Here is a 14,451-nt window from a genome sequence, read left to right on the forward strand (position 1 = left end):
CTCGCTCCGTCCCGGCTGCCGGTCATGGTGACTGGAAGGCGAGCCGGACCGCGAAGCCGATCAGCAGGAGTCCGGTGATCTGCTCGATCCGGGCGCGCACCCGCGGTCGGCGCAGCCACTTGCCGAGCCGGTCCACGGTGCACACGTACACGCTGAACCAGAGCGCGTACAGCATCGCGAACAGCAGCGACAGCAGCAGCGCCCTGGGCAGCACACTTCCCCGGGTGGGCAGGAACTGCGGCAGGAAAGTGACGAAGAAGAGCGCCACCTTCGGGTTGAGCGCGTTGGACAGGAAGCCGTGTCTGAGGTGCCGGGCGCCCGGTCGCGCGGACGGGTCCGCATCCTCGTCGGCCGGCGGCTCCCGCCGGGTGCGCCGGGCCCCGCGCAGGGTCGCGACGCCCATCCACACCAGGTAGGCCACCCCCACCGCCTTGAGCACGGTGAAGGCGGTCGCCGAGGCGAGCAGCAGGGCCGAGATGCCGAGCGCGGCAGCCGAGACATGGACGCTGAGCCCGAGCATCCCGCCGACCATGGTCAGCAGCCCGGCCCGGCGTCCGCCGGTGAGCGAGTTCCTGGTGATCAGGGCCTGGTCGGGGCCGGGGATCATGATGAGCACCAGTGAGGCGGCGGCGAAGGTCAGCACGGGCCGCTCCGGTCCGCGCCGCTCACCGAGCCCAGGGTCGCGGCCAGCGCCCGCAGTACCGGTGCCGGCCGCTCGCGCAGATAGAAGTGGCCGCCGGGGAACCGCCGGACGGCGGTCCGGTCCGTGGTGTGCTCGCGCCAGGCCTCCAACTCCCCTGCGGTCACCCGGTCGTCCTCTCCTCCGAACACCGTGACCGGTACGGGCAGCGGTACGGCCGGACGCCAGGTGTAGGTCTCCAGGACCTGGTGGTCCGCGCGCAGCGCGGCGGCGGCCATCCCCCGCAGCTCGGGCGAGGCCAGTACCTCGTCGGGGATGCCGCCGTGGGCCCGGGCGACCGCGTCGAGCAACTGGTCGTCGGGCAGCCGGTGCACCTGGCCCGCCACGCGCGGCAGATGGGGAGCCGGGTGGGCGGAGACGACCAGGTGCGCGGGCAGCGGGCGGCCCGCGGCCACGAGGGCCCGGGTGATCTCGTACGAGACGAGCGCACCCAGGCTGTGCCCGAAGAACACGAACGGCCCCTCGGTGGGCGGGACTTCGGAGAGGAAAGCCTCGACCAGCCGGCGCATCGAGGTGAGCGGCGGTTCGGCGAGGCGCGGGCCGCGGCCCGGCAGTTGGACGGCGTGCACCCGGGCGCGGCCGAGGCCCCGGGCCCAGCGCAGGTACTCCGCGGCGGAGCCGCCCCCGTGGGCGAAGCAGTACAGCTGGAGTCCGGTGGCCCTGGGCGGTCCGCTGACCAGCCAGCGGGGCGGGAGTACGGCGCTCACCGGCCGCTCGCTTCCGCCGGGAGCGGGGCGCTGAGGTGGCGGGCCAGGGCGTCGGCCGTGAAGTGGGCGAACACCTCCTTGGGGCGCAGCGGGAGGCTCAGTTCGTCCCGGACCCCGGCGCAGATGACGAGCGCGGTGGCCGAGTCGACCCCCAGCAGGTCCAGCGGGGTGTCCGGGTCGATCCGGTCCGGGGACACGTCGAGGATCTCCGCGAGGAGGCCGATGAGCCAGGCCGTGACGGAGGCGTGGGTGTGCTGCTGGGCCGTGTCGTTCGCGGGGGTCATCACTTCTCCTCGGGCAGGAGCTCGGACGGGCCCAGGAGCTGCCCGAGGTGTCCGTCGAGCGCTTCGACCGTGGTGTACTGCAGGACCGTGCGGACCGAGACGTCGATACCGAACGCGGACTGCAGCCGAGCGGCCAGGCGCGCGGCGAGCAGGGAGTCGCCGCCGGCCTCCAGGAAGTCGTCGCCGAGGTCGACCTGGCTCAGCCCCAGCAACTCCTGCCAGATGCCGACGAGTTTGCGCTGCCGGTCGGTGCGCGGCGGCCGGGCCGGACGGCCCCGGACGGAGCCGCGCGGGCCCGCTTTGGCGAGGGCGGCGCGGTCCACCTTGCCGGTGGGGCTGAGCGGCAGTTCGTCGAGGGCGAGGAACTGGGCGGGGACCATGTGCCGGGCGAGCCGCTCGGCGGCGTAGGAGCGCAGTGCGTCGGGGGCGAACCGGCGCCGCGTTCCGGCGCTCCGGGCGGCGATGACGTCGAAGCCGACCGACGCGGGCCCTCCGGTGGTGGTGAGCCGGGCGGAGTCGGTGAACCCGGCCGCTGCCAGCTCCTGTTGCCATTGGGAGCGGTCCAACAGGCAGTGATCGGTGCGTAGTTCGGTGTCCGTGAAGTTGTCGAAGCCCTGTTGGAGGCCCATGACCAGGTCGAACCAGGGGTGGAAGGTGGTCTGTTCCACCAGCAGGAGCACTCCACCGGGGGCCAGGACCGAGCGCAGGGCGTGCAGCGTGCGGCGGATGTCGCGCATGTCGTGCAGCACGCTCGCGGCGACGACGAGGTCCGCCGACCGGCCCTCGAAGCCCTGCGCGGCGGGCGGCTGGTCGAGGTCGAGGACGTCGTAGCGGACGAACGGGAAGGCGGCGAACTCGGTGCGGGCCCGGTCGAGGAAGTAGCGCGAGATGTCCGTGAACGCGTACTCGGTGCGGTCGCTGGGCAGCAGCGGCAGCAGGTGCCGGGTGAGGGAGCCGTATCCGGAGCCGACTTCCAGGACGGTCAGGGGACGGTCGGCGGGCGCCTCGGCGACCAGCGCGCGCACCGCGCCGGTGGCGGCGGCGTACGTGGGGCCGAAGAGGCGTGCGTAGATGCCGGGGGTGCGGTCGGAGGCGTACAGCTCCGCGGAGTGGCGGCTCTGGGTCAGCACGTCGGTCAGGTCGCCGGCGAGGGAGAGCATCCACTCGCTGACGTCCTCGGGGATCTCCAGGACCTCGCCGAGGACACGGCGGGTGCGCTCGCGCAGGCCGGCGGGGAGGTCGGCCGGCAGTTCGCGGGCCACCTCCGGGCCGCCATCGGTGCGCCGCAGATACCCGGACTGCTCCAGGGACCTGACGGCGCGGGCGAGCCAGCGTGTGTAGCGGGGGGCCACGCCTGCGCCGCGCAGGCCCGCCGGGTCGAAGGGGGCGCCCGGCAGATGGGGCAGGCCGAAGGCGCGGAAGGCGCTCGCGGTGGCGGTGGTGTAGACCTCGTCGAGGACGTCCCAGGCCCTGCGCAACTGCTCCGGATCGGGACCCTCGGCGGGTCGGCCGGCGCTCGCGGCGAGCGCCTGCCACTGGCGGTCGCGCAGCGCGGTGTCGGCCCGCTCGGTCACGAACAGCGTGTCGTCCTCCTTGACGGGGACGACATAGCCGAGGAGCCGGGTGGCGCCGTCCTGACCGGCCGCCTTCACGACGACCGCGCTGTCGACTCCGGGGTGCGCGGCGAGTGTCGCCTCGATCTCGCCCAGTTCGACCCGGTGCCCGTTGATCTTCACCTGACCGTCCCGGCGGCCCAGGAACTCGATCGTGCCGTCCGGCCGGTAGCGCCCGAAGTCGCCCGTGCGGTAAAGGCGTTCACCGGTCCGCGGGTGCGTCACGAAGGAGGCCGCGGTGCGCTGCGGGTCCGCCCAGTAGCCGCGGGCCAGGCCCACCCCGCCGATGTGCAGCTCGCCCGCCGTCCACACCGGGCAGGGCTCCATCCGGGAGTCGAGGACGTGGAAGGTCTGGTTGCGCAGCGGGGTGCCGTACGGGACGCTCTTCGCGCCCGGCTCGACCTCGCCGGCGGGATGCTGGATCGACCAGATCGACGCCTCGGTGGCGCCGCCCAGGCTGACGACCTCGGCGTCGGGCCACAGGGCGCGGACGCGGTCGGGCAGGTCGACGGGAATCCAGTCGCCGCTGAGCAGGACGAGGCGCAGCCGGCCGGGTATCTCGCCGCCGGCCTCCAGGTGTTCGACGAGCATCTGCATCTGCGCCGGGACGGAGTTCCACACGGTGACCCCGTGCTCGCTCATCAGCTTGGCCCAGTGGGCGGGTTCGGCACGCAGGTCCGGGTCGGGGAGCACGAGGGCCGCGCCCGCGGCGAGTGCGCCGAAGGTGTCGTAGACCGACAGGTCGAAACCGAGGTCGGCGAGACCGAAGACGCGGTCCTCGGGTCCGACGCCGAACCGCTCGTTGATGTCGAGGACCGTGTTGAGGGCCGCGCGGTGCTCGATCATGACCCCCTTGGGGGCGCCGGTCGAGCCGGAGGTGTAGATGACGTAGGCGAGGTCGGCCGGGCCGGCCGGCCCCGACGGGTGGCGCCCGGAGGCGCCGGGTCCGGGCCGGGCCTCGCCGACCGGGATCCGGGGCAGGTCCCGGGGCCAGCGCGTTCCGGCGTCGCGGCTCGTGTCCGTGAGGACCGCCAACGCCCGCCCGTCCGTGAGGAGTCGGGCCCTGCGTTGCTCGGGCAGGGCGGGGCTGACGGGCAGATAGGCGCCGCCGGCCAGCAGCACGCCGTACGTCGCGGCGATCTGGTCGGCGCCCTTGGGCAGCCCGATCGCCACGAGGCGGTCGCTCAGCCCGTCCTCGGCGAGGGCGGCGACCTCGCCGGCCAGGTCGCCGGCGAGGGCCGCGAGTTCGCCGTAGGACAGACAGCGGCCGCCGGCCACGACGGCGGTGCGGTCGGGGTGCCGGGCGGCCCGGTCGAGGAACGGATCGTGGAGGAGGCCCGCGGGACGCTCGCCGGACGTGTCGTTGGCTCGTTCCCGGCCGGTCAACTGGTGGGCGGGCAGGGTGAGGACGATCTCCTCGTCCCAGCGGGAGTCGTCGTCGGCCAGCCGGGCGACCAGGGAGCAGTAGCTTTCGAACATGTCGTCGAGGAGGCCCGCGGGGAAGAGTTCCTCCACGCAGTCCCAGGTCAGGTCGAGGGAGCCGGTGATGTCGACGACCTGGTGGTCGAGCCACACCTGCGGGGTCTGGCTGACCCGATAGGAGATGTCGCCGAAGTAGTCCATGGAGCCGGACACGTCGGCCGCGGTCCCCAGGCCGCTGGTGAACACCACCGGCATGGTCTCGAATCCGCTCTGCAGTCCGAGCCGCCGCCGTTCGCGCAACGCCTCCAGCGCGCTGACCTGCCGGTGCCTGAGGTCCTTCTGGAGCTGCACCTGAGTGGCCTCGACGCGTTCGACGAGCGTCCGGCCGGTCGACGCGTCCGTCTCCAGCAGGCAGATGGAGGTGAAGTCGCCGACCATACGGCCCAGATGGGGGTGCACGGTCCGTTTGCCGGAGCCGGCGTCGGCGAGCAGCAGCGGGAGGCGGTTGAAGAGGGTGAGGTTGAGCGTGAAGCGGCGGGTGCCGCTCCACACGGCGAGGACCTCGGAGAAGAGGGTCGCCAGAACCGCGGTGGGGGTCAGGCCGCGCTCCTCGCAGCGCCGCTGCAGCGTCTTCCAGCGGTCCTCGGGCAGATGGAACTCGCGGTGGGTGAAGCGCGGTTTGTGGACGCTCACCGGCGACTTGGCCAGCGGCAGGTCGGGCGGCGGGGCGAGCGTGGCGGCCCGTGAGGTCCAGTACTCCAGGGCCTTGCGGTAGCGGGGGGCCTGCGAGCCCCGCTCCAGTTCGAGGGCGTATTCGCGGAACGTCACGTCGATCGGCGGGAGTTCGAGGTCCGGGTCCTGGCACAGCGCGCTCCACTCGCTGAACAGCAAGGTGAGGCTGGCCAGGTCGACCATCAGCAGGTCGAGGCTGACGTGCAGGCGGTCATGGCCCGGCAGACGGGAGAGCCGGATGTCGAACAGCGGCCAGTCCGCGGCGGAGTAGACATGGTGCGACATCTCCTCGCGCACGGCGGACAGCGTGCGCTCCCTGTCCTCCTCGGAGGCGGAGCGCACGTCGGTACATCGCACCTCGAACTCGGGTACTTCCTCCAGGACTTGTTGCCGGCCGTCGGCGCCGACGACGGCGCGCAGCATGTCGTGGCGGGCGACGAGCCGGCGCCAGGCCCGGGAGAGCACCCCGGGGTCGAGGCGACGGCCCTCCAACTCGAAGTAGGCGTGCGGCGCGACGTTCCCGAGGACGAAGTTGGGGCCCCGGCCGACCCAGTAGGCGTACTGGATCTCCGTCAGGGGGAAAGGCTGGAACCGTTCGGCTCCGGGCGCGGAGCGCATGGGACGTTCGACCATGACATACCCTCACTTTCCGTCAGGCTTGGGTGTGTTGGGCGGTTGCGTGGACGGCCTGGCGCTGCCTCCGGCTGGTCAGCAGGCCGGTCAGGGTGGTCAGCGCGGTGCAGCTCGCGGCGAGTCCGAGCCATACGGCGGTGGCGCTGCCGGTGGCCGCGAGACCGACGCCGATGGAGGGGCCGGCGAACTTGCCGGCGCCCATCATGGAGTTCACCATCGCGTTGGCCTTGGTGAGTTCGCGGTCGGGCACCATGGAGATCAGCCAGGGGTGGAACGAGCACGAGTAGGCGCACTCGCCGAGCCCGAACAGGACGACGTACAGGATGAGTCCCGCCATGCGCGGGCCGGTCGGCGCGAAGGCGAAGAGCCCGGCGACGACGTAGCCCGCCACCCACAGGGTGACCGCGACGCGCAGGCCGGCCGTCTCGGGCAGCTTCTCCAGGCGGCGGGTCATCGGCCGCTGGCCGATGACGACGACGATCACGTCCACGAAGAGCATCAGCGACACCATGAACAGCGGCATGTGCATCAGCCGGGTGCTCACCAGCGGGGCGGTGGCGTCGAACTGGCTGAAGGCGAACAGGGCGGCCGTGAGCTGGAACAGCGCGACCGGCAGCATCACCTTCCACAGCCCGAGCACCGGCAGCGGCGGCGCGGCCGTGTCGTCGCCCTGGCTCGCCGACGGCCCGGCGGCATGGCGGCGCACCAGCCAGATCGCCGCGGTGAGCGGCAGGATTCCCACGGCGTTCGCCAGGAAGAAGTACGGGATGATCGTGCGGGGCAGCACCAGGGTCAGCAGCCCGGACAGCAGCGAGCCCCCGGCGAGTGTCGCGTTGAGCACCGCGTAGCGGCGGGCGAAGACCTGGCGGCGTTCGTCCGCCGTGATCAGCCCGTTGATCAGCGGGATGATCGCGGCCATGAACCCGCCCTGTCCCGCGCCGACCGCCACGCCGGCGGCGATCGCCGTGGGCAGCGTGCCGACCACGGGCACCGTGAGGTATCCCGCGAGCCAGAGCAGGGTACCCAGGACGCCGAGGGGTATCCGGCCCAGTTTCAGCGCGCCGGTGGAGAGCAGCAGCGCGACCGCCAGGTTGGCGCCGCCGCTGAACGCGAAGAACACCGCCACGCCGGCCGTGCCCACGCCCGGCCGGTCGGCGAGGTAGATGGCGGTGTAGGGCATGGCGAGGCCGAGGCAGAAGGACGACAGTCCGTGCGCGCCGATCAGCGTGTCGACGGGACGCCACCGGTCAGGCCACCGCATGGGCGCCCGCCTCGTCGAGCGGGGTGACGTCGGCGTCGATCAGCGGGAGGGCGGTGTCCAGCGCCCGGCCGCAGGCCTCCTCGTCCGCACCGGCGGCGACCAGTACGGCGAGCCTCGGGATGACCTGTCTGGGCGGCAGCAGCAGCCGGGTGCCGGGCTCGGCGAGCACGTCGGCGTGCGCGATGCCGGGGACCGAGACGGTCTCGTACACGCCGACCCGGCGCACCGTCCCGTCGTACGACGGGTAGTGGAAGCGGACTTCGGCGCAGCCCTGCCGGGTCGGCGTGAGGTCGGGGGTGCGGCCCAGGGCCAGTTCGGCGGCGGCGACGACCAGGTCGATGCCGGTGGCGAGCCGGGAGGCGTACGGGATGAGGTCGCCGCCGAGCCGTCCGTTGAGCTCGACGAGCCGGGGCCCGGACGGGGTCAGCCGTACCTCGGCGTGGGTGACGCCCACCTCGATGCCGAGGACCCGGTGTGCCTCGGTGACGAGTTCCGCGACCTCCGCGGCCCACGGCTCGCCGGTCCAGCCGGTCACGAGGTGGCCGACCTCCTCGAAGTGCGGTGCGAAGCCGAGGCGTTTGCGGGCCACGTGCACCGGGGTCGCCTCGCCGTCGCGGACCACGCTGTCGACGCTGATCTCCGGACCCGGCAGATACTCCTCGACGAGGACGCCGAGGCCGGTGGGCAGGCTCCCGTAGGAGGCGCCCGCCGCCAGCGCGAAGCCGTCCCGCACCTGGCCGGTGTCGGTGGCGAGGACGACGCCGATACTGCCCGCCTGGGCCCGGGGTTTGAGGACGACGGGGTGGCCGATCGACGCGGCGATCCGCTGGGCCTCCTCGGCCGTGCGGGCGAGGCCGTGGCGTACGGCGGTGACGCCGGCCGCCGCGAGGAGCGTCCTGGTCAGGTACTTGTCCCGGCAACGGGCCGCCGATCGGGCCGACATGTGCCGCAGGGAGAGCTTCTCGGCGGCGCGCGCGGTGGTTTCGAGGACGGTCTCGCCCCAGGTGAGCACGCCCGCGCCGGGCCCGGCCAGCTCGGCGAGCGCGACCGTCACGGCGTCCTCGTCGGTGGGGTCGGCCTGCCGCCAGTCGGCGAGGTAGGGCAGCTGCCAGGTCGGTGCGGCGGGCAGCACGGCGGACAGCCGGTAGCGCTCGGCGAGGGATTCCAGGGCGTAGCGGCGGTAGGGTGCGCTGCCGCTGCCCACGATCGTGAGATGCGGCGTGCCGTGGGGCATGGCTCTCCTCTCCGTCCGGTGAGGGTGCGGTGATGGGGTCGGGCGGGGGCGGTTCAGGACGGGATCCAGCCGTAGGCGTGGTCGATGCGGAAGGCGACCGTGAGCCTGCGGTCGGCGACCATCGCCGCCCGGTACTCGTCCCAGTCGGGGTGCTCGCCCTGGATGGCGCGGTAGACGGCGACGAGCTGTTCCACGGTGTCGTCGTGCGGGTCGGCGGCGACCGGGGAGAGGACGGCGGTGCCTTCGTAGACCGCGTAGGCACCGCCGTCCTCGGACGTCAGGTACAGGCTGATCCGCGGGTCGCGGCGCAGGTTGTGGGTCTTGGCCCGGTCGGCGGTCGTGGACAGGCGGACGGTGCGGCTCGGGGCGTCGTAGCAGAAGTCGACGTTGGACAACTGGGGTCTGCCGTCGGCCTTGAGGGTGCACAGGGCTCCGCGCCCGCGCCCGGCGAGCAGGGTCGGATGACGGTCGAATGCGGTGGTGTCGGGCACGGTGGTTCCCTTCGGTGGTTCGCGGTGGCGCGGTCCGGTTCAGGAGCGGCGCAGCTCCAGGAGACGGAAGTCGAGGGTGGTGTCGGGGTCGGGGCTGCGCCGCTCGCTGCGGACCACCTCGACGGTGAGGCCGGCCCGGTCGCACAGGCCGGTGAGGAGCGAGGTGTTGCCGATGCTGCAGAAGCCGAGGAACAGGCGGCCGTTCGGGGTGAGCCGGTCGGGGGCCTCCTCGACGTAGCGGCGGTGTGCCTCGTAGCCGGGGTCGAAGAAGGCGTGGTGCAGATCGGTCTCGTTGACGAAGTCCTCCGGAGCCTCGGCGAAGTTGGAGTTCCAGAAGACGACGTCGTACCTGTCCTCGGGGTCGAGGGCGGAGAACAGGTCGCTGTGCAGGGCGCGGGCCCGGTCCCCGACGTGGTGGCGTTCGATGTTGCGGCGGGTGTTCTCGACGGCGGCCTCGGCGATGTCGAGGGCGGTCACCCGGCGGCAGCCCGAGAGCGCGGCCGTCACCGCCGTCACCCCGGCGCCGGAACCGACCTCCAGGAACGAGCCGTCGACGGGATAGGGGAGCCAGGACGAGAAGAGCTCGGTGACGGGGGTGTAGGTCGGGCTGAACACGCCGTCGAGGAGGTACCAGTCCCGGCCGAGCAGCGTGAACTCCTGCGGGCGCGCCCGGTCTTCCTGGTGCCGGCGCAGCAGGGCGCTGCCGCGCCCGAATCCGGTGATGTCGCGGTTCTCGGTGGGTGGCATGCGGTCACGCTCCTTCGGGGGTCTCGACGAGGGCGAGGACCCGGGTGGGACTGCCGGAGCCGCCGACGATGGGCAGCGGGCCGGCGATGAGCAGCGCCCCGGTGGGCGGCAGGAGCTGGAGGTTGCGCAACTGGGTCAGGCCGTACTTTCCGGCGCCGTGCAGATACCAGTGACAGGGGTAGGGCTGGTCGAAGTCGCCCGCGAGCCCGGCGTCGGTGCCGACGGTCTCCACGCCGAGGCCGGCCAGTGGCGTCTCCTCGGCCAGCCAGCGGGCGCACTCGGGGGCGACCCCGGGGGTGTGCCTGTCGTTGAGGAACCGCTCCGGGTCGTCGTTGCGGGCGTCCCAGCCGGTGCGGTAGAGGAGCCAGCCGTCCTCGGGCAACGGGCCGTGCTCGGCGGTCCAGGCCTCGATGTGCTCACGCCGGAGCAGGAAGTCCGGGTCCTTCTCCGCCTCGGCGCCCAGGTCGATGACAGCGGCCGGGCCGACCAGCCGGCGCGGCGGCACCTGTGCGACGTCCTGGTGGGTGCGGCCCGAGAGCCAGTGCACGGGGGCGTCGAAGTGGGTTCCGGTGTGCTCGGAGAGCCGGATGTTGTTCCAGTAGACGGTGGGGCCCGGCGCGTCGAAGTTGCTGATCACCTCGCGGCTGAACGGCCACGGCTGACCGCGCTCCGGCGGCAGGGAGATGATCGGTGTCCGCTCCGACAGGGGCGTGGTCAGGTCGATCACCTGGACCGTCCCGCCGCGCAGCGCCGTCAGCAGCCCGGCGAGCACACTCATACCGTGCCCTCCCCGGCCTGGGCCGTGAGCGGGGTGAGCCACTCGGGATGTTTGCCACGGGCGCGCACCGCGTCGTCGTAGTGCCCCTGCAGGGCGCGGGTGAGGGGGCCGGGGAGTCCGTCGCCGATCGGCAGCCGGTCGACGCTGGTGACCGGGAGCAGCTCGGACATGGTGCCGCACAGGAACACCTCGTCGCAGACGTAGAGTTCGGTGCGGTCGATCTCCCTGCGGCGCAGCGGCAGCCCCAGTTGCTCGTCGGCCAGGGTGGCGACCGTGTCGACGGTGAGCCCTTCCAGTACGCCGCTGGTGCCGGGCGGGGTGACCAGCTCCCCGTCGCGGACCATCACCATGCAGGAGCCGGGCGCCTCGGCGACCGTGCCGCGCGCGTTGAGGAGCAAGGTGGTGTCGAAGCCGTTGCGCAGCGCCTCGTGCTGGGCGAGCCGGCTGTTGTGGTAGTTCGCGCCCGTCTTGATGCGCGGCGGCATCGCGTCGTCACTGATGCGCCGCCAGGAGGAGATGCAGGCGGCCACTCCGCGGTCGTGGGCGGGCGGGCGCGGCACGGGCGTCGAGGTGATGTGGACGCCCGTCTCCGTGGTCGTGGTCATCGGGTCGAAGCCGGGACCCATGCCGAAGTAGGCGACCACGCACACGTGGGCGTCGGTGCCGAAGTCGTTGGCGAGCACCAAGTCGGCGCAGGCGCGGGCTAGTTGCTCCGGGGTGTAGTCGATCTCCATGCGCAGGCTCTTCATCGAGCGGCGCAGCCGGGCCAAGTGGTCGTCCATGCGGAACGCGTTCAGCGAGCCGTCCTCGGCGACATAGGCCCGTACACCTTCGAAGACGTTCGCGCCCCAGAAGGCGCCCTGGCTGCGGGCGTGGATCACGCACTGGTCCCAGGGGACGAGCCGCCCGTTCAGCCAGGCGTACTCGGGGGTGGTCGCGGACATCAGCGGGTTCCTTTCACGAGAGGCCGGTCGAGGGCGGGCGAGCCGATGGCCCGGTGCAGCGCGGCGGTGAACTCGGCCCCGCTGCGTCCGCGGGCGGCGAGGTGGCCGTCCGGCCGGACGAGCCACCAGGTGCCCGGACCGGCCCCGTAGACGGCGAGCAGTGCGGAGTCGGCGGCGCGGGCGACGGTGACCTCGGGGGGCAGCGCGCCGGCCGGCGCCGGGTCCGGCAGCACCGCCACGATCCGCACCGGCGGGTCGGCGGGCCGGGCGCGCACCTGCGCGGCCAGGGCTTCGGCGGCCCGGGCGTCGGGGGCGAAGCACAGGGCGACGAAGCCGTCGCCGAGCAGTCGCCGCAGCCGGGTCCGGGTCCCGTCCACGTCCACGACGCCGTCGGGCGCGAAGGCGCCGAGCAGCGGGACACCGGGATCTGCCTCCACCAGCGGTGAGTCCCGGTAGACGTACGGTTCGGCCATACGGCCGCTGTTGACGCGGTCACTGGCCCGGCCCAGCCTGCGCGACAGCGTCAGCACGGCCGAACGGGCCCAGCGGCGCAGCGCGTTGGGCGGCACCATGAAGCGGATGGTCGCCTCGGTGACGCGCAGGTTCTCCAGCGCCGCCGCGTACCGCTCGGTGTGGTACGACTCCAGCAGTTCCTCGCCGGCCCGGCCCTCGGTGATCAGGGCGAGCTTCCAGGCGAGGTTGTCGGCGTCCTGGATGCCGCTGTTCATGCCGCGCGAGCCGTACGGCGGCAGGGCGTGCGCCGCGTCGCCCGCGAACAGGATCCGGCCGGCCCGCAGCCGGTCGACCACCCGCTGGTGGAAGCGGTAGGTGCTGACCCAGTCGATCTCGTACGGGACGTCGCCGATGACGTCCCGCACCCGCCGGTCGAACCGGCCGTCGGCGCGTTCGGCGTCGACGTCGGCGTCCGGAGGCAACTGCCAGTCGATGCGCCAGATGTCGTCCGGCTGCGGGTGCATCACCAGTTGGCGGCCGGGATTGAAGGGCGGGTCGTAGTGGAAGTGGCGTTCCTTGGCGAGCGGGAGCTTCGCCCTGATGTCGGTGATCAGGAACCGGTCCTTGTGGGTGTATCCGGTCCACTCGACGCCGACGAGCCGGCGCAGCGAGCTGCGGACACCGTCGGCGGCGACCAGGTGGCCGAAGCGAAGGGTGCGCTCGCCGTCGGGGGTGCGTGCCAGCACGGTGACCGAATCGGCGTCCTGGGTCACGTCCACGATCTCGTGGCCCCAGCGCAGCTCGCAGGCGGGGTGGGCCTCGGCCGCGTCCAGCAGGATCTGCTCGATGCGGTACTGGGAGATGTTGACGAAAGGCCCGAAGCCGGGGCCGTGCGGGTACTCGGCGGACCGGATCACCTTGTTGCGGACATAGGTGCGGGCGACGGTCCAGGTGACGCCCTCGTCCTTGATCGGCTGGGCGCAGCCGAACTTGTCGAGGATGTCGAGTACGTCTCCCTGGATCAGACAGGCCTTCGAGCCCTGTCTGACCAGTTCGGGGTCGGCGTCGAGCAGGACACTCGGTACGCCGAGGGAGGCGAGGCGCACCGCGGTCACCAGGCCGACGGGTCCGGCGCCCACGATGCCCACGGGCGCGTCCAGTTCGGTCATCGGGTCCTCGCCGTCCCTTCGCCACTCATCGCGTCCGGCACGTCGACGGTGCGGAACACCGGGATGTCGCGCACGGACTTCAGATAGGGGGTGCCCTCGGTGTAGCCGGTGCCGGTGGCCTCGCCGAGCATGCGCACGGCGAGGCGGTAGTGGGTCTGCCGCCAGCGCAGCAGCGCGCGGGCGAAGCCGGCCAGGGCGAGCTCCAGCCGCTCGACCTCCTCGGCGTCCAGGTCGCCGGAGTCGCGCGCCGCCAGGTAGGCGTCGTCGAGCGTGGGCCGGCCCAGCAGGACGCGGGTGCGGACCTCGGGCACCGAGCGGTAGGCGGGCGAGTCGACGCGCCCGGTGTCGGGGGTGCGGCACAGCGACTCGACGATCTTGTAGTTGCGTGACTGGATCGCGCTCGCGCCCTCGGTGAACGCGCGGAAGGTGCGGAACGCCTCGACCTGCATCGTCGCCAGCATGGAGAACAGCGGAGCGGACTCGCGCAGCGCCGCCGCGGAGCCGTTGACGAAGTGCAGCGCACGGTCGACCTTGCGCTCGTCCAACGCGTCGATCGCTGCCCGCAGTTGGACCGCGAGCAGTGCGAACGTGGTCTCGAAGGCCTGCAGCACGCGAAGGAACATGTACTCGTCGTGGGAGGTGTCCACCGGCAGCACCCCGAGTCGGACGGCCTGCCGCTCGGCGAGCGACATGTCGGCGGTGACCACGGAGCAGGCCTGACGGACCAGCCCCACGGGATCGCTGTCGCCGAGCCCGCCGTCCAGGGTCATCCGGGCGAGGGCCGGCCGGATGACCCGCAGCCCGTGCTTGCAGCGCTTGGCGACCAGTTCGGCCGTCGGCCGCATCTTGGGCAGCAGCGTGCTGCGGCCGTCCAGGGTGGCGAGTTCGAAGGAGAGCGCGTCCGTCACGAGCTGCGCCACGAGCCGGTCGCAGCGGGAACGGGCGAACACCGCCCGTTCCACGGGGTCGTTCACGCTGGGCAGCTGGAGCAGTTCGAGCGCGAGATAGGTGGGGTAGTCGTAACGCCCGTCCGGCTTGTCCAGGGCGGTGTTCAGGAACGCGGACAACAGCCGCACGTCCGGCCAGGGACAGTGCACGGTGGGTAACAACTCACGTATTCGGGAAAGGAGGCTGAGAAGTTCGGGGGCGACAAAGTGCTTGCCGACCTGGTGGTAGTGGCGCACGACCACTTCGTAGGGGAACTTCTGCGGGTCGGGGTCGTGGAGCCAGCACCGCAACTCTGCTTGTGGCATGAGAACCTGCCGTTCGACCGGTGATCGGAC

Annotated in this window: 12 protein-coding genes; all 12 read right to left on the bottom strand. The window is 72.5% G+C overall.

What is annotated here, in order from left to right; all coding sequences use genetic code 11:
- Nucleotides 1–22: 22 nt before the first annotated feature.
- The 12 genes from OHT01_RS34215 to OHT01_RS34270 are packed head-to-tail and all read right to left on the bottom strand — an operon-like array spanning nt 23 to nt 14,421.
- Nucleotides 23–643 (bottom strand): LysE family translocator, encoded by a 621-nt coding sequence (locus tag OHT01_RS34215; RefSeq protein ID WP_328556974.1) that lies wholly within the window; start codon nt 641–643, stop codon nt 23–25.
- Nucleotides 637–1,407 (bottom strand): thioesterase II family protein, encoded by a 771-nt coding sequence (locus tag OHT01_RS34220; RefSeq protein WP_328556975.1) that lies wholly within the window; start codon nt 1,405–1,407, stop codon nt 637–639. Before OHT01_RS34220 ends, OHT01_RS34215 begins: the two co-directional genes overlap by 7 nt.
- The gene (locus OHT01_RS34225) at nt 1,404–1,691 is read right to left on the bottom strand and encodes an acyl carrier protein (protein ID WP_328556976.1); all 288 of its coding nucleotides are present in this window, start codon (nt 1,689–1,691) and stop codon (nt 1,404–1,406) included. The genes OHT01_RS34220 and OHT01_RS34225 overlap by 4 nt, the downstream gene beginning before the upstream one ends.
- The gene (locus tag OHT01_RS34230; protein WP_328556977.1) at nt 1,691–6,091 is read right to left on the bottom strand and encodes a non-ribosomal peptide synthetase; all 4,401 of its coding nucleotides are present in this window, start codon (nt 6,089–6,091) and stop codon (nt 1,691–1,693) included. The genes OHT01_RS34225 and OHT01_RS34230 overlap by 1 nt, the downstream gene beginning before the upstream one ends.
- 19 nt (nt 6,092–6,110) lie before the next feature.
- On the bottom strand, nt 6,111–7,352 hold the full coding sequence (locus OHT01_RS34235) for an MFS transporter (protein WP_328556978.1): 1,242 nt from the start codon (nt 7,350–7,352) through the stop codon (nt 6,111–6,113).
- The gene (locus OHT01_RS34240) at nt 7,339–8,586 is read right to left on the bottom strand and encodes an ATP-grasp domain-containing protein (protein ID WP_328556979.1); all 1,248 of its coding nucleotides are present in this window, start codon (nt 8,584–8,586) and stop codon (nt 7,339–7,341) included. The genes OHT01_RS34235 and OHT01_RS34240 overlap by 14 nt, the downstream gene beginning before the upstream one ends.
- Nucleotides 8,587–8,639: 53 nt before the next feature.
- Nucleotides 8,640–9,077 carry a PPOX class F420-dependent oxidoreductase gene (locus OHT01_RS34245; protein WP_328556980.1) on the bottom strand — a complete coding sequence of 146 codons (438 nt, stop codon included), beginning with the start codon at nt 9,075–9,077 and terminating at the stop codon, nt 8,640–8,642.
- 39 nt (nt 9,078–9,116) lie between these two features.
- Entirely contained in the window at nt 9,117–9,824 is a 708-nt protein-coding gene (locus tag OHT01_RS34250) for a methyltransferase (RefSeq protein WP_328556981.1), read from the bottom strand.
- A gap of 4 nt (nt 9,825–9,828) precedes the next feature.
- Nucleotides 9,829–10,602 (bottom strand): cyclase family protein, encoded by a 774-nt coding sequence (locus OHT01_RS34255; protein ID WP_328556982.1) that lies wholly within the window; start codon nt 10,600–10,602, stop codon nt 9,829–9,831.
- Entirely contained in the window at nt 10,599–11,546 is a 948-nt protein-coding gene (gene ilvE / locus OHT01_RS34260; protein WP_328556983.1) for a branched-chain-amino-acid transaminase, read from the bottom strand. Before ilvE ends, OHT01_RS34255 begins: the two co-directional genes overlap by 4 nt.
- Nucleotides 11,546–13,168, bottom strand: coding sequence for an FAD-dependent monooxygenase (locus tag OHT01_RS34265; RefSeq protein ID WP_328556984.1), 1,623 nt, complete (start codon nt 13,166–13,168; stop codon nt 11,546–11,548). The genes ilvE and OHT01_RS34265 overlap by 1 nt, the downstream gene beginning before the upstream one ends.
- Nucleotides 13,165–14,421 carry a tryptophan 2,3-dioxygenase gene (locus OHT01_RS34270; protein ID WP_328556985.1) on the bottom strand — a complete coding sequence of 419 codons (1,257 nt, stop codon included), beginning with the start codon at nt 14,419–14,421 and terminating at the stop codon, nt 13,165–13,167. The genes OHT01_RS34265 and OHT01_RS34270 overlap by 4 nt, the downstream gene beginning before the upstream one ends.
- Nucleotides 14,422–14,451: the final 30 nt, after the last annotated feature.

The sequence above is a fragment of the Streptomyces sp. NBC_00358 genome (assembly GCF_036099295.1).
Classification (GTDB): Bacteria; Actinomycetota; Actinomycetes; order Streptomycetales; family Streptomycetaceae; genus Streptomyces.